Source organism: Polaromonas sp. UC242_47 (assembly GCF_044452385.1).
In the GTDB taxonomy this organism is placed as follows: Bacteria; Pseudomonadota; Gammaproteobacteria; order Burkholderiales; family Burkholderiaceae_C; genus Polaromonas.
The window spans coordinates 1,639,182-1,658,456 of record NZ_JBIOAO010000001.1 but is presented as its reverse complement, the minus strand read 5'-3'; the positions used below and the strand labels follow the sequence as shown (position 1 = coordinate 1,658,456).

General features: G+C 61.2%; 13 protein-coding genes and 2 pseudogenes. 13 read left to right on the top strand and 2 right to left on the bottom strand.

The genetic code is table 11. From position 1 onward, the window contains the following. Window positions 1-32 precede the first annotated feature (32 nt). From gyrA to blaOXA, 13 genes and pseudogenes are all read left to right on the top strand, one after another. The gene (gene gyrA, locus ACHMXK_RS08180; protein ID WP_397439302.1) at window positions 33-2,681 is read left to right on the top strand and encodes a DNA gyrase subunit A; all 2,649 of its coding nucleotides are present in this window, start codon (window positions 33-35) and stop codon (window positions 2,679-2,681) included. Then, entirely contained in the window at window positions 2,681-3,250 is a 570-nt protein-coding gene (locus tag ACHMXK_RS08175; RefSeq protein ID WP_397439300.1) for a DUF2059 domain-containing protein, read from the top strand. Before gyrA ends, ACHMXK_RS08175 begins: the two co-directional genes overlap by 1 nt. Before the next feature lie 90 nt (window positions 3,251-3,340). Continuing rightward, window positions 3,341-4,423, top strand: coding sequence for a prephenate dehydratase (gene pheA, locus ACHMXK_RS08170; protein WP_397439298.1), 1,083 nt, complete (start codon window positions 3,341-3,343; stop codon window positions 4,421-4,423). Window positions 4,424-4,464: 41 nt separating this feature from the next. After that, on the top strand, window positions 4,465-5,343 hold the full coding sequence (locus tag ACHMXK_RS08165) for a prephenate dehydrogenase (RefSeq protein WP_397439296.1): 879 nt from the start codon (window positions 4,465-4,467) through the stop codon (window positions 5,341-5,343). Window positions 5,344-5,352: 9 nt separating this feature from the next. Next, window positions 5,353-7,336 (top strand): annotated as a pseudogene (locus ACHMXK_RS08160) (bifunctional 3-phosphoshikimate 1-carboxyvinyltransferase/cytidylate kinase). A 148-nt stretch (window positions 7,337-7,484) separates the two neighbouring features. Continuing rightward, entirely contained in the window at window positions 7,485-9,170 is a 1,686-nt protein-coding gene (rpsA, locus tag ACHMXK_RS08155) for a 30S ribosomal protein S1 (RefSeq protein ID WP_397439294.1), read from the top strand. 72 nt (window positions 9,171-9,242) lie between these two features. Continuing rightward, window positions 9,243-9,554, top strand: coding sequence for an integration host factor subunit beta (locus ACHMXK_RS08150; protein ID WP_318409090.1), 312 nt, complete (start codon window positions 9,243-9,245; stop codon window positions 9,552-9,554). Between the two features lie 53 nt (window positions 9,555-9,607). After that, window positions 9,608-9,880 carry a lipopolysaccharide assembly LapA domain-containing protein gene (locus ACHMXK_RS08145; protein ID WP_397439292.1) on the top strand — a complete coding sequence of 91 codons (273 nt, stop codon included), beginning with the start codon at window positions 9,608-9,610 and terminating at the stop codon, window positions 9,878-9,880. Then, window positions 9,870-11,015 carry a lipopolysaccharide assembly protein LapB gene (gene lapB / locus ACHMXK_RS08140; RefSeq protein WP_397439290.1) on the top strand — a complete coding sequence of 382 codons (1,146 nt, stop codon included), beginning with the start codon at window positions 9,870-9,872 and terminating at the stop codon, window positions 11,013-11,015. The genes ACHMXK_RS08145 and lapB overlap by 11 nt, the downstream gene beginning before the upstream one ends. 113 nt (window positions 11,016-11,128) lie before the next feature. Continuing rightward, the gene (gene rfaE1, locus ACHMXK_RS08135) at window positions 11,129-12,076 is read left to right on the top strand and encodes a D-glycero-beta-D-manno-heptose-7-phosphate kinase (protein WP_397439288.1); all 948 of its coding nucleotides are present in this window, start codon (window positions 11,129-11,131) and stop codon (window positions 12,074-12,076) included. A gap of 16 nt (window positions 12,077-12,092) precedes the next feature. Beyond that, a complete protein-coding gene (rfaD, locus tag ACHMXK_RS08130) occupies window positions 12,093-13,100 on the top strand; it encodes an ADP-glyceromanno-heptose 6-epimerase (protein WP_397439286.1) in 1,008 nt (335 codons plus the stop codon). A 136-nt stretch (window positions 13,101-13,236) separates the two neighbouring features. After that, window positions 13,237-13,845, top strand: coding sequence for a ComEA family DNA-binding protein (locus ACHMXK_RS08125; protein ID WP_397439284.1), 609 nt, complete (start codon window positions 13,237-13,239; stop codon window positions 13,843-13,845). Window positions 13,846-14,176: 331 nt separating this feature from the next. Further along, window positions 14,177-14,977 (top strand): class D beta-lactamase, encoded by an 801-nt coding sequence (blaOXA, locus tag ACHMXK_RS08120; protein ID WP_397439282.1) that lies wholly within the window; start codon window positions 14,177-14,179, stop codon window positions 14,975-14,977. A 29-nt stretch (window positions 14,978-15,006) separates the two neighbouring features. Here the strand turns inward: blaOXA and ACHMXK_RS08115 are convergent, their stop codons facing one another. Continuing rightward, on the bottom strand, window positions 15,007-15,540 hold the full coding sequence (locus ACHMXK_RS08115) for a DinB family protein (protein ID WP_397439280.1): 534 nt from the start codon (window positions 15,538-15,540) through the stop codon (window positions 15,007-15,009). 101 nt (window positions 15,541-15,641) lie between these two features. Beyond that, a pseudogene (locus tag ACHMXK_RS08110) lies at window positions 15,642-19,263 on the bottom strand (hydantoinase B/oxoprolinase family protein). Window positions 19,264-19,275 lie beyond the last annotated feature (12 nt).

The window sequence follows — 19,275 nt, the reverse complement described above, 5'->3', positions numbered from 1 at the left end:
AAGCACCCTGCCAAATCCTACCCAGGCCTCTCATGACCCAGTTTGCCAAAGAAACCCTGCCCATCAGTCTTGAAGAGGAGATGCGGCGCAGCTACCTTGATTACGCGATGAGCGTGATCGTCGGGCGCGCCTTGCCAGACGCCCGTGACGGCCTCAAGCCGGTGCATCGGCGCGTGTTGTTTGCGATGCATGAGCTGAACAACGACTGGAACCGGCCTTACAAAAAGTCGGCGCGTATCGTCGGCGACGTGATTGGTAAATACCACCCGCACGGCGACCAGTCGGTCTACGACGCCATCGTGCGTATGGCCCAGGACTTTTCCCTGCGCCATATGCTGGTGGATGGCCAGGGTAACTTCGGCTCGGTGGACGGCGACAGCGCGGCTGCCATGCGTTACACCGAGGTCCGTCTGTCCAAGATTGCCCAGGAAATGCTGGCCGACATCGACAAGGAAACCGTCGACTTCGGGCCCAACTACGACGGCAGCGAAAAAGAGCCGCTGGTTCTGCCTTCCCGTATTCCCAACCTGCTGATCAATGGCTCCGGCGGTATTGCGGTCGGCATGGCCACCAACATCCCGCCGCACAACATCAACGAAGTGGTCGACGCCTGCCTGCACCTGCTGAAAAATCCGCAGGCCAGCATCGACGAACTGATGGAAATCATCCCGGCGCCGGACTTCCCCACCGGCAGCATCATCTACGGCATCAACGGCGTCCGAGACGGCTACCGCACCGGCCGCGGCAAGGTGGTGATGCGCGCCAAGTGCCATTTCGAGGACATCGACAAGGGGCAGCGCCAGTCCATCATCGTTGACGAGTTGCCCTACCAGGTCAACAAAAAGACGCTGCAGGAACGCATGGCCGAGCTGGTCCACGAGAAAAAAATCGAGGGTATCAGCCACATCCAGGACGAGTCCGACAAGTCCGGCATGCGCCTGGTCATTGAACTCAAGCGCGGCGAAGTGCCGGAAGTGGTGCTGAACAACCTGTACAAACAGACGCAACTGCAGGACACCTTCGGCATCAACATGGTGGCGCTGGTCAACGGCCAGCCCAAGCTGTGCAACCTCAAAGACCTGATCCAGGTCTTTCTGTCGCACCGCCGCGAAGTGGTCACACGCCGCACGGTCTTCACGTTGCGCAAGGCGCGCGAGCGTGGTCATGTGCTCGAAGGCCTCGCCGTTGCGCTGGCCAACATCGACGACTTCATTGCCATCATCCGCAACGCACCGACACCGCCGGTCGCCAAGGCCGAGCTGATGCTCAGGCCCTGGGACAGCAGCCTGGTGCGCGAGATGCTGACCCGCACACGTGCCGACGGCGGCATCGTGAATGCCGACGACTACCGCCCTGACGGCCTGGAAAAAGGCTACGGCATGGGCAGCGATGGCCTGTACCGCCTGTCGGAAACGCAGGCTCAGGAAATTCTGCAGATGCGCCTGCAACGCCTGACCGGCCTGGAGCAGGACAAAATCGTCGCGGAATACAAAGAAGTCATGGCGGAAATCGATGACTTGCTGGACATCCTGGCGCGTCCGGAACGCGTCTCCACCATCATCGGTGAAGAACTCTCGGTCATCCGCCAGGAGTTCGGCCAGGCCAAGCTGGGCGCACGCCGCAGCCACATCGAACACAGCTCGTTTGATCTGAGCACCGAAGACCTGATCACACCCACCGACATGGTGGTTACCTTGTCGCATACCGGCTACATCAAGAGCCAGCCGCTGTCCGAATACCGGGCGCAAAAACGCGGCGGCCGCGGCAAGCTGGCGACGGCCACCAAGGAAGATGACTGGGTTGACCAGCTCTTTATCGCCAACACCCACGACTACATCCTGTGCTTCTCCAACCGCGGCCGGCTCTACTGGCTCAAGGTCTGGGAAGTCCCGGCCGGTTCGCGCGGCTCGCGCGGCCGTCCTATCGTCAACATGTTCCCGCTGCAGGAAGGCGAAAAAATCACCGTGGTCCTGCCGCTGACCGGCGAAAAACGCAGCTTCCCGGCCGACCAGTATGTGTTCATGGGCACTAGCATGGGTACGGTCAAAAAGACCCCGCTGGAAGACTTCAGCAACCCGCGCAAGGCCGGCATCATTGCCGTGGACCTCGATGACGGCGACTACCTGATAGGCGCGGCGCTAACAGATGGCAAACATGACGTGATGCTGTTCTCGGACGGCGGCAAGGCGGTTCGCTTCGACGAAAACGACGTGCGCCCCATGGGCCGCAATGCCCGCGGCGTGCGCGGCATGATGCTCGACGAAGGCCAGGGCGTGATCGCCATGCTGGTGGCGGAAGACGAACAGCAAAGTGTGCTGACCGCCACCCAGAACGGTTTTGGCAAACGCACCTCCATCCAGGAATACACCCGCCATGGCCGCGGAACCAAGGGCATGATTGCCATCCAGCAAAGCGAGCGCAACGGCAAAGTCGTGGCGGCCACGCTGGTTCACGTGGACGACGAAATCATGCTGATCACCGACAAAGGTGTGCTGGTGCGCACCCGTGTCAGCGAAATCCGCGAAATGGGCCGTGCCACCCAGGGCGTGACCCTGATCGGCCTGGACGAAGGCTCGCAACTCAGCGGTCTTCAGCGCATCGTCGAAAACGACGCCAGCCTGGACGACAGCGATACAGACAATGACTCAGGCAAACCTGCCGCCAACCCGGAAACCAATTGATGAACAAGCTAATCACCGCCCTGCTGCTTGCAGGCTGCGCACTCTCTTTCACTGCCCACGCCCAAACCGCGGACCCCAAGCTGGAATGGGCGACCAAAGTGGTGGCCTTGCAGCAAGGCGCGGACCTTGACGGCCTGGTCTCGCAACTGGTCGGTACGGCGGCCCAGGATCTGGTTGCCGGCTGGGCGCCCAAATTTGACGCCAATGTCCCCAAAGCCAAACAGGCCAAGGCCACCGAAGAGTTCAATGCCGAACTGACCAAGTTTGCCGCCGATGCCAACAAGATCATCAGCAGCAAGGTCAGCCAGGTCAGCACCGAGGCCCTGGTGCCGGCCTACATGGAGCGCTTCAACCTGGAAGAACTCAAACAACTGGTCACCTTTTTCGAGTCCCCGGTCATCAAAAAATACAAGGCCGTTACCCCGGAATTGGCCGATGTTTTCATCAAGAAAATTGTCGCAACTACCCAAGCCGACATCCAGGCCCGCGCCAAGCAGTTTGATGCCGCCGCTGCCAAAATAGTCGGATCCGGCGCACCGGCGCCAGCCGCGAAACCGGCCAAGAAGTGACCCGGCCTTTCGTTTTTTTAACCGGCCTGAACGCGCAAGGTCGACCGCCTTGCGCAGCCGGTTCTTAGCTCCGCACGATAGACACCCGACATGACCCAAACCCTGCAAGAACTTCGGCATCAAATTGATTCGGTGGACCAGCAATTGCTGAGTCTGCTGAACCAGCGCGCGACGCTGGCCAACGAAGTCGGTGAAATCAAACGCCTGGACGGCTCGCCGGTCTTCCGTCCGGAGCGTGAAGCGCAGGTCATTCACGCCCTGCAAACCGCCAGCCCCGGCCCGCTCAAAGGTGACAGCATTGCGCACATCTGGCGCGAAGTCATGTCGGCCTGCCGTGCGCTGGAAGCGCCGCAACGCGTGGCCTATCTCGGCCCCGCCGGCACCTTCAGCGAGCAGGCAGCGGTGCAGTTTTTCGGCTCCAGCATCGAACATGTGCCCTGCGCCAATTTTGACGAAGTGTTTCGCGCCGCCACCGCCGGTACCGCCCAATACGGCGTGGTGCCGGTAGAGAACAACACCGAAGGCGTGGTCACCCGGACGCTGGACCTGTTCCTGAACTCCCCCTTGCATGTGATCGGCGAAACCAGCCTGCTGGTCCGCCACAACCTCTTGCGCCTGTCCGACTCGCTGGAAGGCGTGGAGGTGGTGCTGGCCCACGCGCAAGCGCTGGCACAGTGTCAGGGCTGGCTCAGCACCCACCTGCCCAACGCCGAGCGGCGCGCTGTCTCCAGCAATGCCGAAGGCGCTCGCCTGGCCGCCAGCAACCCGGCCTGGGCCGGCATCGCCAGTGAGCGCGCCGGCGCCGAGTTTGGCCTGCACGTGTGTGCCATGGCGATCCAGGACGATGCCTTCAACCGCACCCGTTTTGCCGTGATCTGCCTGCCCCAGGTTTTGGGTGCGCCACAGGCCTCCGGCAATGACTGCGTCAGCCTGATCGTGTCCGTGCCCAACAAGCCAGGCGCGGTGCACGACATTCTGGTGCCGCTGAAAACCCACGGCGTGTCCATGACACGTTTCGAATCGCGCCCTGCCCGCTCGGGCCAGTGGGAATATTTCTTTTACATCGATTTGCAGGGCCATCCCTCGCAGCCCCATGTGGCCGCCGCCCTGAAAGACCTGCAAAAACTTTGCGCCTTTTACAAAGTGCTGGGCACCTACCCCGCAGGCGACTAAAAAACCAATGAAGCAATCACAAACAACCGTGGCGACCTGCCATGTTTGAACAGTTAGGTCTGATCGGCTGCGGCCTGATGGGCGGCTCTTTCGCCCTGGCGCTCAAACGCGCCGGCCTCGTCAAACGTATCGTCGGCTACAGCAAATCGCCATCCACCACAGAACGCGCGCGTCAAATGGGCGTGATCGACGTGGAAGCCCCCTCGGCCTTGCTGGCCGTCTCCGGCGCCGACATTGTGCTGCTGGCCGTGCCGGTGTCCGCCACCGAAGCCACCTTCAAGGCCATACGCCACCTGATCGGTCCCAACACCCTGATCATGGACGTTGGTTCCACCAAACGCGACGTGGTCGATGCGGCGCGCCGGGTGTTGCGCGACCACCTGGGATGTTTTGTGCCGGCCCATCCCATCACCGGCAAGGAAGTCTCCGGCGTGGAATACGCCGATGTCGACCTCTACGTCGGCAAACAGGTCATCCTGACCCCGATTGAACGCACCTTCACGGTTCAGCTGCAAAAAGCGGTTGATGTCTGGACCGCGCTGGGCTGCAACGTCATCAAGATGTCCCCACAGTCGCATGACGCGGCCTATGCCGCCGTCAGCCACCTGCCGCACATGATTGCGTTTGCGCTGATCAACAGCATTTCCGGCCAGGCACACGGCAAGGACTACCTGTCACTGGCGGGCCCGGGCTTTCGCGACTTCACCCGCATCGCGGCCAGCGACCCCAAAATGTGGCGCGACATCCTGATTGCCAACAAGGAAGAACTGCTGGAGCAATCCAAACTCTTCCAGAACGCGCTGCAGGCGATGGAAAAACTGATCACTGGCGAAAATGGCGATGCGCTGGAAGAGCAGATCGATCAGGCCAGCCACACCCGCGCCAACTGGCGCATCAGCACCCCCAAATCCTTTCAATAACGGCGGTCCATGTTCGATATCCCGTTCCTGGACATTCCAGCCCTGAGCAGTGCTGGCGGCACGGTCCGCCTGCCCGGCTCCAAAAGCATTTCCAACCGCGTGTTGTTGCTGGCCGCCCTGAGCCAGGGCCGCACCACGGTGCATGATCTGCTGGCCTCCGACGACACGGCGGTGATGCTGACCGCGCTCAGGCAACTGGGCTGCGGCGTCGAACAACACGGTGACACCGCCATCATCGATGGCCTGGGCGGCCAGCTTGCGCAAACACAGGCCCAGCTTTACCTCGGCAACGCCGGCACGGCGATGCGCCCGCTGACCGCGGCGCTGGCCCTGCTGGGCGGCGACTTCGAGCTGTCCGGCGTGCCGCGCATGCACGAGCGGCCGATTGGTGATCTGGTTGATGCCCTGCGCCAACTCGGTTGCGCCATCGATTACCTGGGGCAGGAAGGTTTTCCACCACTGCGTATCCGCACCGGCCAGTTGACGCTGGACGCGTCCATTCGTGTGCGCGGCGACGTCTCCAGCCAGTTCCTGACCGCCCTGCTGCTGGCGTTGCCCTTGGTTGCCCGCCAGGATATCGTCATTGAAGTGGTTGGCGAACTGATCTCCCGACCCTACATCGAAATCACCCTGAACCTGCTTGCCCGCTTCGGCATTGAGGTCCAGCGTGACGGCTGGCAGCGTTTCACCATCCCCGCCGGTAGCCGTTACCGCTCGCCCGGGGACATCCACGTCGAGGGCGACGCCTCATCCGCTAGTTATTTCATAGCGCTTGGCGCAATAGCGACGGGGGCTACAGGCCAAAATGGCATTGAAATTGCCGGTTTGGGCGAAGCCTCCATCCAGGGCGACATCCGGTTTGTCGATGCGGCCCGGCAAATGGGCGCCCAAATCGAGAGCAGCCCCAACCGCCTGACCATACGCCGCGGCGCCTGGCCGCTCAAGGCGATTGACCTGGATTGCAACCACATTCCCGACGCGGCCATGACCCTGGCCGTGATGGCGCTTTATGCCGACGGCCCCAGCACCTTGCGCAACATCGCCAGCTGGCGCGTCAAGGAAACCGACCGCATCGCCGCCATGGCCTGCGAACTGCGCAAGCTGGGCGCCGATATCGAGGAAGGCGCCGACTACCTGCATATCACACCACCCGTCCAGTGGCAGACCGCCCCCATCCACACCTACGACGACCACCGGGTCGCCATGTGTTTTTCGCTGGCGGCCTTTAACCCGGCGCGGCTGCCGATACGCATTCTCGACCCGCGCTGCGTTGGCAAGACCTTTCCCAACTACTTCGAAACCCTGTTTCTGGTGTCACACACCGAGCGCAAGCGCGTCCCGGTGATCTGCGTCGATGGCCCGACCGCCTCGGGCAAAGGCACACTGGCGGCCCTGGTCGCTCACAAACTTGGCTACCACTACCTGGATTCGGGCGCCCTCTACCGCTTGACGGCTTTTGCCGCCGGCCGCGCCGGCGTGGCGTTGGACGACGAAGCCGGCGTCGCCGCCGTGGCGCGCAGCCTGCCGGTGCGTTTCCGGGGCGACCGGGTGTTTCTGGACGCCGAAGACGTCTCGGACGCGATCCGCAGCGAAGCCGCCGGCATGGCGGCCTCTCGCGTGTCTGTCCATCCGGCCGTACGCAGCGCCCTCTTGGAGCTGCAGCAGGCCTTTCGCGAGTTGCCCGGCCTGGTGGCCGACGGCCGCGACATGGGTACCGTGGTTTTCCCCCGATGCGGAACTCAAAATCTTCCTGACGGCCAGCGCCCTGCACCGCGCGGAACGGCGCCATAAGCAATTGATTTCAAAGGGTATTTCGGTTACAATCGCGGGGATTCAGCTGGATTTGGAGGCCAGGGACGCACGTGACATGTCACGGCCAACCGCCCCTTTGAAGCCTGCTGATGACGCCAAGCCGCTGGACAACTCCGAGCTGTCGATTGAAAAATCCACAGCTCTGGTGCTGGACTGGTGGCAAAGCACCCGGCCCTTCTGACCCGCGCCGCGCCTCTTCTCACAGGGCGCCCGGACCAGCAGGTTCTTTCACTTAACCCGCGGATTATCCGCACACAACCGCCGCAGTCAGCCCTAAAAACGATAGCAATCGTGCTGTCGGAAACCTGCTCTGTGGATGAGGAACTTTCATGTCTGAATCTTTTGCCGCCCTATTTGAAGAATCGCTCAAACGCTCCGAAATGCGTTCGGGCGAAGTCATTACCGCTGAGGTAGTGCGTATCGATCACAACCACGTGGTTGTGAACGCCGGACTCAAATCCGAGGCTTATGTCCCCCTCGAAGAATTCAAAAACGACCAGGGCGAACTCGAAGTCCAGGTCGGCGACTTTGTCTCCGTGGCCATCGACTCCGTCGAAAACGGTTATGGCGACACCCTGCTGTCTCGCGACAAGGCCAAGCGCCTGGCTTCGTGGATGAGCCTGGAAAAAGCCCTGGAATCCGGCGAATTCGTCACCGGCCAGACCAGCGGCAAAGTCAAGGGCGGCCTGACCGTTCTGGTCAACGGCATCCGCGCTTTCCTGCCTGGTTCGCTGATCGACACCCGCCCCATCAAGGACTTGTCTCCCTACGAGAACAAGACCATGGAATTCAAGGTCATCAAGCTTGATCGCAAGCGCAACAACGTCGTGCTGTCACGCCGTGCGGTTGTCGAAGCATCGATGGGCGAAGAACGCGCCAAGCTGATGGAAACCCTGAAAGAAGGCTCCGCAGTCAAGGGCGTCGTCAAGAACATCACCGAATACGGTGCGTTCGTTGACCTGGGCGGCATTGACGGCCTGCTGCACATCACCGACATGGCATGGCGCCGCGTGCGTCACCCAAGCGAAGTGGTGACAGCTGGTCAGGAAATCGTGGCCAAGATCCTGAAATTCGACACCGAGAAAAACCGCGTGTCCCTGGGTCTGAAACAAATGGGCGACGATCCTTGGATGGGCGTGAACCGCCGCTACCCACAGGGCACACGTTTGTTCGGCAAGATCACCAACATCGCCGACTACGGCGCGTTTGTGGAACTCGAGCCAGGCATCGAAGGCCTGGTCCACGTGTCCGAAATGGACTGGACCAACAAGAACGTGGCACCGAGCAAGCTCGTGGCCCTGGGCGACGAAGTCGAAGTCATGGTCCTCGAGATCGACGAAGACAAGCGCCGCATCAGCCTGGGCATGAAGCAGTGCAAGGCCAACCCATGGCAAGAATTTGCACAGGACACCAAGCGCGGCGACCGCGTCAAGGGCCCGATCAAGTCGATCACCGACTTCGGCGTCTTTGTGGGCCTGGCTGCCGGCATCGACGGCCTCGTGCATTTGTCTGACCTCTCGTGGAACGAGCCCGGCGAAGCCGCCGTTCGCAACTACAAAAAGGGCCAGGAAGTCGAAGCGATTGTGCTGGCTGTCGATGTCGACCGCGAGCGTATCTCCCTGGGCATCAAGCAGCTGGATTCCGATCCGTTCACCACCTTCGTGTCGATCAACGACAAGGGCGCTGTGGTGACCGGCAAGGTCAAGACTGTTGACGCCAAAGGCGCCGAGATCGACCTGGGCGAAGACATCATTGGTTACCTGCGTGCCAGCGAAATCAGCCGTGACCGCGTTGAAGACGCGCGCAACGTGCTGAAAGAAGGCGACGAAGTGTCGGCTGTTGTGGTGAACGTGGATCGCAAGACCCGCAACATCCAGCTGTCGGTCAAGGCCAAGGACAATGTGGACCAGCAAGAAGCCATGGCTTCCCTGAGCCAGCAGTCCTCGCGCGAAAGCGCTGGCTTGACCAACCTGGGCGCATTGCTGCGCGCCAAGCTGGACAACACCGAGAAGTAATCTAATCGGACCCCGGAACATGGCGTGCTTGCTCTTCGGAACAGCACGCCATTTCCTTGTCCAGGAATTCATATGACCCGTAGCGATCTTGTCGAAGAACTGGCCGCCCGATTCAGCCAGCTGACCCACCGCGACGCCGAATATGCCGTCAAGACGATTCTTGACGCCATGAGCGATGCGCTGGTGCGTGGGCACCGGATTGAGATTCGTGGTTTTGGCAGCTTTTCCATCAATCGGCGCCCGCCCCGCATGGGACGCAATCCGCGCTCGGGCGAAAGTGTCGCCATCCCGGAAAAGCGTGTACCCCATTTCAAACCAGGCAAAGCGCTGCGTGAGGCGGTGGATACCAGAACCGAAGAGATGCTGGTCACCAAACCAAACTGAAGACTTTCCCACGGTGGGCTCGCTACAATCGCCAGACCACAAGGGGACTTCCAGTGAAATACCTGATGTGGCTGCTTAAAGCAGCCATTTTTTTTACGCTTTTTGCTTTCGCGCTGAACAATCAGCAAGTCGTTTCCGTCTATTTCTTTTTCGGCACGCAGTGGCAGGCGCCGCTGGTGCTGGTGGTGCTGGCCACGTTTGCCTTCGGCCTGGCCGCCGGCATTCTGATGATGATGCCGCGCTGGTGGAAAAAACGCAAAAACGCCAGACTGAACCCGCACAGCCCTCTCAGCGAGAACCCTTCCACCATGCACCATGGAATTTGATTTCACCTGGGTTCTGCTCGGATTTCCGATCGCCTTCACCCTGGGCTGGCTCGCCTCGCGGCTCGATCTGCGGCAGTTGCGCATCGAAAACCGGCAAGCGCCCAAGGCTTATTTCCGTGGCCTGAACTTCCTGCTCAACGAGCAGCAGGACCAGGCCATTGACGCCTTTATTGAAGCCGTCCAGAACGATCCCGACACCTCGGAGCTGCATTTCGCGCTCGGCAACCTGTTTCGCCGGCGCGGCGAATACGAACGCGCCGTGCGTGTGCATGAACACCTGATGTCACGCGGCGACCTGACCCAGACCGAACGTGACCGTGCGCAACACGCGTTGGCGCTGGACTTCCTGAAAGCCGGCTTGCTTGATCGTGCCGAGATCGCGCTGCGAAAACTTGAAAGCACCAGCTACGAAGAAGAAGCCAGGCTTGCCCTGCTGTCGATTTACGAGCGCTCACGCGACTGGGCCCACGCCACGGAAATCGCCGCCAAACTCGACAGCGCCAGTCATGGTAGCTTCAGCAACCGCCAGGCCCACTACCTGTGCGAACAGGCAATTGCCGCCGCCGCGTCAGGCGACACCGACCAGGCCCTGGCCAAACTGCAGCAGGCCGTGAGCCTGGCACCGGCCTCGCCCCGCCCCCTGATCGATCTGGCCAAGCTGCAAAACCAGCTGGGCCGGCACCAGGACGCATTTGCGACCTTGCGTCAGCTTGAAAAAACCGCCCCCCAGGCCTTGCCACTGGCCGCCGGACTGCTCGGCAACATCGCACAACAAAGCGGCCAGCAACAAGCGGCGCTGGCGCTGTTGCAAACCCATTACGCGGACATGCCCTCCATCGATGTGGTCGAAGCCATCACCAAGCTCGATGCCGATGCAGCCACGCCGCGCGATCACTATCTTCAACACCTGGAGCGTGAACCCTCGCTGGTCGCCGCCGCGAAGTGGATTGCCGGCGAAAAGTTGGGCGATGCCCACCAGCAAAACCTGGTGCAACGCGCCCTGGACAAGGCCACCAAACCGCTGATGCGTTACCGCTGCGCCGCCTGCGGTTTTGAAGCCACCCAGCATTTCTGGCACTGCCCAGGCTGCCAGGCCTGGGACAGCTACCCGGCCAGGCGCATAGAAGAGTTATGAACACCCCCGTCGGATGCTCACTTCGTGTAGCACCTTCCCCCCTTGCAGGGGGCGACACCTGCGGCCTGGCAAAGCCAGATCCGCGCTGTCTACTGGAGTAAGAGTTGATGAACATGACAACACATTCACACCTGTCCCGTGAACAGCTCGCCCAAGCCCGCGTGCTGGTGGTCGGTGATGCCATGCTGGACCGTTACTGGTACGGCGCGGTGGACCGCATCTCGCCCGAGGCGCCTGTGCCCGTGGTACGTGTCACGCGCCAGGAAGAACGTATGGGCGGCGCGGCCAATGTGGCTTACAACATCGTGACCCTGAACGCCCAGGCGTCGCTGCTGAGTGTGGTCGGCGACGACGAGGCCAGCCACCAGCTCGAAGCCCTGGTGGCCAGCTCCGGCATCCGGCCCTGCTTCGGCCGTGATCCCCAGCTCAAAACCACGGTCAAACTGCGCGTGATCGGCCGGCAGCAGCAACTGCTGCGACTGGATTTTGAAAACACACCTGAAAACGAAGTCCTGGCCTCGCAGTCGGCCGAGTTCGAAAAACTGCTGCCACAACACGACACCGTGCTGTTTTCAGACTATGGCAAAGGTGGCCTGGCCCACATCGCCCTGATGATTGACCTGGCCCGTGCGGCCGGCAAAGTCGTGCTGGTCGATCCCAAAGGTTCGGACTACTCGCGTTACCAAAACGCCACCGCCATCACGCCGAATCGCGCCGAACTGGAGCAGGTCATAGGCCCCTGGCGCGACGAAGCAGACTTGCGGACAAAAGCGCAAAATTTACGTGAAACGCTAAAGCTGCAAGCCCTGCTGCTGACACGCAGCGAAGAAGGCATGACGCTATTTGACGCGCAAGGCCAGCTGCATGTGCCGGCGCTGGCACGCGAAGTGTTTGACGTCACCGGCGCGGGCGACACCGTGATCGGCACGCTGGCCGCCATGGCCGCCGCCGGCTTGAGCCTGCGCAACGCCGTGCCTGTGGCCAACCGGGCCGGCGGCATCGTGGTCGGCAAATTCGGCACGGCGACAGTCAGCTACGACGAGCTGTTCGCCGCGCCCTGAGAAACAAGGAAATATCATGAAAATCGTGGTCACCGGGGCTGCCGGGTTTATAGGCGCCAACATCATCCAGGGCCTGAATGCCCGCGGCATCAGCGACATCATTGCCGTTGACGACCTGAGCGACGGCGACAAATTCCGCAACCTGGCCGACCTGCAGATCGCCGACTACATCGACGCCGACGATTTTTACGACCTGTTCGCCGAAGCCGCTTTTGGCGATGTCGAAGCCGTCTTCCACGAAGGCGCCTGCAGCGACACCATGGAAACCGACGGCAAATACATGATGGACAACAACTACACCTTGTCCTGCGAACTGTTTGCCGCCTGCCAGGACCAGGGCACACGCCTGCTTTATGCCTCGTCGGCCGCGACCTACGGCGGCTCGGACACCTTCCGCGAGTCGCCCGAGTTCGAAAAACCGCTCAATGTTTACGGCTACTCCAAGCTGTTGTTCGACCAGCGCTTGCGGCGCGAACTCGGCACACGTTTTGAAAACACCGCAACCCAGGTGGCAGGTTTTCGCTACTTCAACGTTTATGGCCCGCGCGAGCAACACAAGGGCCGCATGGCCAGCGTGGCGTTTCATCAGTTCAACCAGTTCCGCGCTGATGGCAAGGTCAAGCTTTTCGGCGAATACGGCGGTTACGGCCCCGGTGGCCAGATGCGCGATTTTGTCTTCATCGACGATGTGGTGGCCGTCAATCTGTGGTTTCTGGACCACCCCGAGGCCAGCGGCATCTTCAACCTGGGCACCGGCCGGGCCCAGCCGTTCAACGACGTGGCGCTGGCCGTGGTCAACACCTTGCGCCAGCAGCAAGGCGAAAAACCATTGACGCCGGAAGAAGCCGCCTACGGCAGCCTGATCGATTACATCGACTTCCCCCCTGCCCTGGTCGGCAAATACCAGAGTTACACCCAGGCGGATTTGACGGCCCTGCGCGCGGCCGGCTGCGACCATGCCTTTGCCGATGTGCAAACCGGTGTGACGGCTTACATGCAGCGTTTGAGCAGCGCCAGCACCTGACTAGGGTTTTCCTGCGAGAAAAATGGCGGCGCCCGGTCAACCTCATCGGAAAGCGGCCCGTTATCACTAAGACATCCTTGTTCACGGGGATGGATTCGGTGTCTCCCGTTCAATCCAATCTTTGAGGAGTTTTCTCATGTTCAAGAAATTGCTGGTGTTTATCGCCGCCATGTACATGGCCGTGTCTTTTGCCGCAGTGGATGTCAACAAGGCCACAGCGGCCGAACTCGACGGCGTCAAGGGTATTGGCCCCGTGATCTCAAGCAAAATCGTCGAAGAGCGCAAAAAAGGTGATTTCAAGAACTGGGCGGACCTGGAAAGCCGCATTTCCGGTATCAAGGACAAAAAGTCTGCCGCCCTGTCGGATGCCGGTTTGACCGTCAACGGCAGCACTTACAAGGGTGCACCCGCGCCTGCCGCCGCCGCCAAGACGGAAGCCAAGCCAGCCGCACCGGCTGCCGCGGCAAAAACGGATGCCAAACCCGCCGCTGCCGTAGCCGCCGCGCCTGCAGCAGCCGCCGCAGCCGCCAAGGACGAGAAAAAAGACCCCAAGGCAGAAGCCAAAGCCAAGGCGGATGACGCCAAGGCCAAAAAAGACGCTGACAAACAAGCCAAGGCCGACGCCAAGAAGAAAAAAGCGGATGACGCCAAAGCCAAGGCCGATGCGGCCAAAGCCGCTAAAACTGCCAAAGCAGACACAACCAAGCCAGCCGCCACAACAGACGCTAGCGCCGCCAAAAAATAAGCCCGGCACCAAACTCTTGCAAAACCCGCCTTTGAGCGGGTTTTTTCATGCCATTTTTGGCACCCAGTCCTTATGCAGTGGGCGCAAGCAGCTATCAAATCAAGAGCGATTACGCAATACCTATCCTGGGCGGTTTCAAGCCCGTAGCCGATATGGCTGCGCCCCCAAAGCTGCCCTTGCTGCAGCCCTATCAGGCTGCGGATACGCGCAGCACCACATCACGTAGGCGGACACACGTCAGGTGGCACCGATTTCCCATGCGCACGGTGCTTGCGCAGCCATACCGAGCGCCAAAAAAAAAACGAGTCTCCGTGACCTTTAAACTATCCGCATGAATCGACGAAATTTGGTGTTATTCGCCCTGGCCGCAGGGTTTGCTCAAGTGGCGGTGGCCGGCCCGCAGCGCCAGGAAAAGACCGAGTGGTCTCGGTTCTTTACAGAAGCCGATGCACAAGGCAGCGTCGTCGTGCTTGACGCCCGAGGTGAGTCTGAAACCACCTACGTCTACAACGTATCTCGTGCCGAACGGCGCTACTCGCCAGCCTCTACCTTCAAGATTCCACACAGCCTGTTCGCGCTCGATGCCGGACTGCTGCGTGACGAATTCCAGGTCATCCCGTGGGATGGCGTGAAGCGGCCCACGGCGGCATGGAACATGGACCAAAATCTGCGCTCCGCGATGAGGAATTCCACCGTCTGGGTGTATGAGCGCTTTGCCAAGGAACTCGGCGATACCCGCGAGACCGCCTACCTGCGAAAGACAGGCTATGGCAATGCGGTCGCCACGGGCGACAAGCCATTTTGGGTTGAAGGCGACCTCGCCATTTCATCCTTCGAGCAGATTGCGTTCTTGCAGCGGCTTTACCGCAATCAACTGCCCTTCCAAGTTGAACACCAGAGGCTTGTGAAGGACGTGATGGTCAATGAAGCGGGCCCTGACTGGATACTGCGCGCAAAAACAGGATGGACCGGAAAAATTGGCTGGTGGGTGGGTTGGGTAGAGTGGCCCAGCGGCCCCGTCTTCTTCGCCTTGAACATGGACACGCCGAACAGGCTCGGCGACCTCCCAAAGCGGCAGAGCATCACGCGCAGTGTTCTACGCTCCATGAACGCGCTACCCACGGCGCCCTAGCTTCTGGCTCGATACGGTTGCGCTGGGCCCTAGACCAGCGCAATCAAATCAGTCACACCCATGTCCACGCCGGCCTGCATCAGCAAGGTGCCGGCCTGGGCGCGGTGATGGGTCTGGTGGTTGAAAAAGTGCGTCAAAGCCTGCCAGGCCGGGTGTGCGCGTGGCACACCTTTGGTATTGGCGTAATGCATGGTGCTGAGCAAAAAGTCAGGCCTCATCTCTGCCAGCCAAAGTTCTATGGCGACATCCACCGCCTCGCGTGTGTGTATGAGGTCGGCCCAGTCCGGGTGCAAATCGCTGGTGTAGTCCGAACCTGGGGGCAAGGCCAGCAAGGCCGGTGACAGCGCGGCAAACATCGTCGGCTGTGAGGCAAAACGCAGCAGCCACATCTTGTCGGCCAGCACCAGGTGGGTCAGCGTGTGATGAATGGAGCCAAAAAACGCACCGCGCTCCCGCTTGCGTTCTTCGTCGCTCAGTGTTTCGCAGGCCTGGTACAGGCGCTGGTTCATCCAGCGGTTGTACTTCGCCAAAAAACGGTAGTTGTCGAGAAATGCCGTGTCCATGAGATGCTCCTGAATCAATAGCTGCTTGCGCCCGTTGTATATGGGCTAGAGGCCATTTTCACTCATAAATCACGGCAAAACCCGTCAAGACACCCGATACCTCAGTGTTTGCCGAAACCGCCGCCGCCCGGCGTGTGGATCTCGAACATATCCCCGGCAGCCATCTCGGCCTGGCCGATGTGGTCCAGCGCCTCGACCTGGCCGCTGGCCCGCACGACAATGTTCTGCCCCACCTGCCCGGCCTCGCCACCGGCCATGCCGAAGGCGCCGTGTTTGCGGCCGTTGGACAAAATGCTGGCCGTCATGGGCTCCAGGAATTTCACGCGCCGCACACCGCCGTTGCCGCCTACCCAGCGCCCGGCGCCGCCCGAGTCCTGGCGAATTTCGTAACTCTCCAGCCGCACCGGAAAGCGAAACTCCAGCACTTCCGGATCGGTCAGGCGCGAGTTGGTCATGTGCGCCTGCACCACCGAGGTGCCGTCGAAACCATTGACCAAACGTCCATCGGCATCAAACACACCGCCCGCGCCTGAGCCGCCGGAGATGGTTTCGTAATACTGATGCCGCTCGTTGCCAAAGGTGAAGTTGTTCATGGTGCACTGGCCGGCCGCCATCACCCCCAGCGCGCCATAGAGTGCGTTGGTGATGCAAGTGGAGGTTTCCACATTGCCCGCCACCACCGACGCCGGCGGGTTCGGGTTCAGCATGGAGCCGGCGGGGGATGATGACTTTCAGCGGTTTCAGGCAGCCGGCATTGAGCGGAATGTCGTCGTCCACCAGCGTGCGGAACACGTACAACACGGCGGCCATACACACGGCCGTAGGCGCGTTGAAGTTGTTGGTCTGCTGCGGCGAGGTGCCGGTGAAATCGATCTCGGCGCTGCGCTGGGTCGTGTCGACGCGGATCGCCACCTTGATCTGCGCGCCGTTGTCCAGCGGCAAGGTGAACTCGCCGTTTTTCAGGCTTGTGATCACGCGGCGCACCGACTCTTCGGCGTTGTCCTGCACATGGCCCATATAGGCCAACACCACGTCCAGGCCAAACTGCTCGACCATCTTGCGCAGCTCCTGCACGCCTTTTTCATTGGCGGCAATCTGCGCCTTCAGGTCGGCCATGTTTTGCTGCGGGTTGCGGCTGGGGTATTCGCCGCTTTGGAGCAAGGCAATCATCTCGGCCTCACGCAACACGCCGCGCTCGACCAGCTTGACGTTGTTGATCTGCACACCCTCTTCCTCGATCCGTGTCGAGAACGGCGGCATGGAGCCCGGCGTGATGCCACCGACGTCGGCATGGTGGCCGCGCGAACCCACGTAAAACGTGGGTTGCGTGGCGCTGCCCAGATACACCGGCGTGATCACGGTGATGTCGGGCAAATGCGTGCCGCCGTGGTACGGATCGTTCAATACATAGACATCGCCTGGCGACATCCGGCCCGCGTTTTCGCGAATCACGGTCTTGATGCTTTCGCCCATGGAACCCAGGTGCACCGGCATGTGCGGCGCATTGGCGATCAGGTTGCCGGCGGTGTCAAACAAGGCACAACTGAAATCCAGGCGTTCCTTGATGTTGACCGAATAAGCAGTGTTTTGCAGCTGCAAACCCATCTGCTCGGCGATGTTCATGAAGAGGTTGTTGAAGACCTCCAGCAACACCGGGTCTACCGTGGTGCCCGCGGCAAACGTGACGGCGCGCGCGGCGCGCCGGTCCAGCACCAGGTGGTCCAGCGCGGTCAGCGCCGCTTCCCAGCCGGGTTCGACCACCGTGGTGGCGTTTTTCTCGGCAATGATGGCCGGGCCGGAGATGATGTCGCCCGGCCGCAAGTCTTCACGCACCACCAGGGCGGCCTCATGCCACTGGCCGCCGGAATACATACGCACGGTTTCGCGGCGCGGCACCTCACGCGGCTCGTGGGTCGCGTGGCGCGGCTCGGCCGGCGCATCGCCTGCCACCACCGCCTCAACAGAAACCGCTTCGACAACCAGGCCCTTGCCCTGCATCAGGAAGGAAAAACGCTGGCGGTAGGCGGTTTCAAAACCGGTTTGGATTTTTTCCAAATCACCAAAAGGCACGATCAACGCGGCGTCGCTGCCTTCGTAACGCACGTGTACACGCCGGTGTGTGCTGATGGCGCCCGTGCTGACCTGCTGGCGCTGCAACTCGGCCTCGGCCGCAGCCGCCAGGCCATCGAGCTTGGCGGCGATGTCGGGCAAGGCCGCTTGCGAGAGCTTGAGTTCCACCGCCTGTTCGCGGATCACGTTCTGGTCGGCCAGGCCCATGCCGTAGGCGGACAACACGCCGGCCAGCGGATGTACAAACACCTTGGTCATACCCAGTGCATCGGCCACCAGGCAGGCATGCTGGCCGCCGGCGCCGCCGAAACACTGCAAGGTGTAACGCGTCACGTCGTAACCACGCGCGACCGAAATTTTCTTGATGGCGTTGGCCATCTGCTGCACGGCGATGTTGATAAAGCCTTCGGCCACCACCTCGGCGCTGCGGCCGGTCTGGCCGGCCAGCTCCTGGAAACGCGCCCGTACCACCTCGGCGTCCAGCGCTTCATCGGCCTGGTGGCCGAACACCTGCGGAAAATAATGCGGCTGGATCTTGCCGACCATCACATTGGCATCGGTCACGGCCAGCGGGCCGCCGCGGCGATAACTGGCCGGGCCGGGATTGGCTCCTGCACTTTGCGGCCCGACGCGAAAACGCTCACCGTCGAACTTGAGGATGGAGCCGCCGCCGGCCGCCACCGTGTGGATGCTCATCATGGGGGCGCGCATGCGCACGCCGGCCACCTGGGTTTCAAATTCGCGCTCGAACTCCCCGGCGTAATGCGACACGTCGGTGGAGGTGCCACCCATGTCGAAACCAATGACTTTTTCGATACCGGCAATCGCGGCCGTGCGCGCCATGCCGACAATACCGCCGGCCGGGCCGCTCAGGATCGCGTCCTTGCCCTGGAACACATGGGCATCGGTCAGGCCACCGGACGATTGCATGAAAAACAGCTTGACGCCAGGCATCTCGCCGGCCACCTGCTCCACATAACGGCGCAGGATGGGCGACAAATAGGCATCGACCACGGTGGTGTCGCCCCGGCTGACAAACTTCATCATCGGGCTGGTTTCATGCGAGGTGCTGATCTGCGTGAAACCCACCTCTTGCGCAATGCGTTTCGCGGCTTTTTCATGCGCGGTATAGCGGTAGCCGTGCATAAATACGATGGAAACACTGCGCAGCCCTTTCTGGTATTGCGCAAGAAGCTCCTCTTTTAATAGCACCTCTTCCAGGGCCTGCAACACCTCGCCGTGCGCGCCGACGCGCTCCTGGGCCTCGACCACGGCGCTGTAGAGCAGCTCTGGCAAAACGATGTTGCGGTCAAACAGGCGCGGACGGTTTTGGTAAGCAATACGCAGCGCATCACGGAAACCACGTGTCGTCACCAGCAAGGTGGGTTCGCCCTTGCGCTCCAGCAAGGCATTGGTCGCCACCGTGGTGCCCATCTTCACGCAGTCCACCACATCCGCCTGAATCGGCTCACCGGCCTTCAGGCCCAGCAGGTGGCGAATGCCGGCCACCGCTGCGTCACGGTACTGCTCTGGGTTTTCGGACAGCAACTTGTGTGTGATCAGCGAGCCATCCGGCTTTTTGGCCACGATGTCGGTGAATGTGCCGCCGCGGTCTATCCAGAACTGCCAGCGATTGGTGCCATTTTTTTCCATGATGATCCTGAG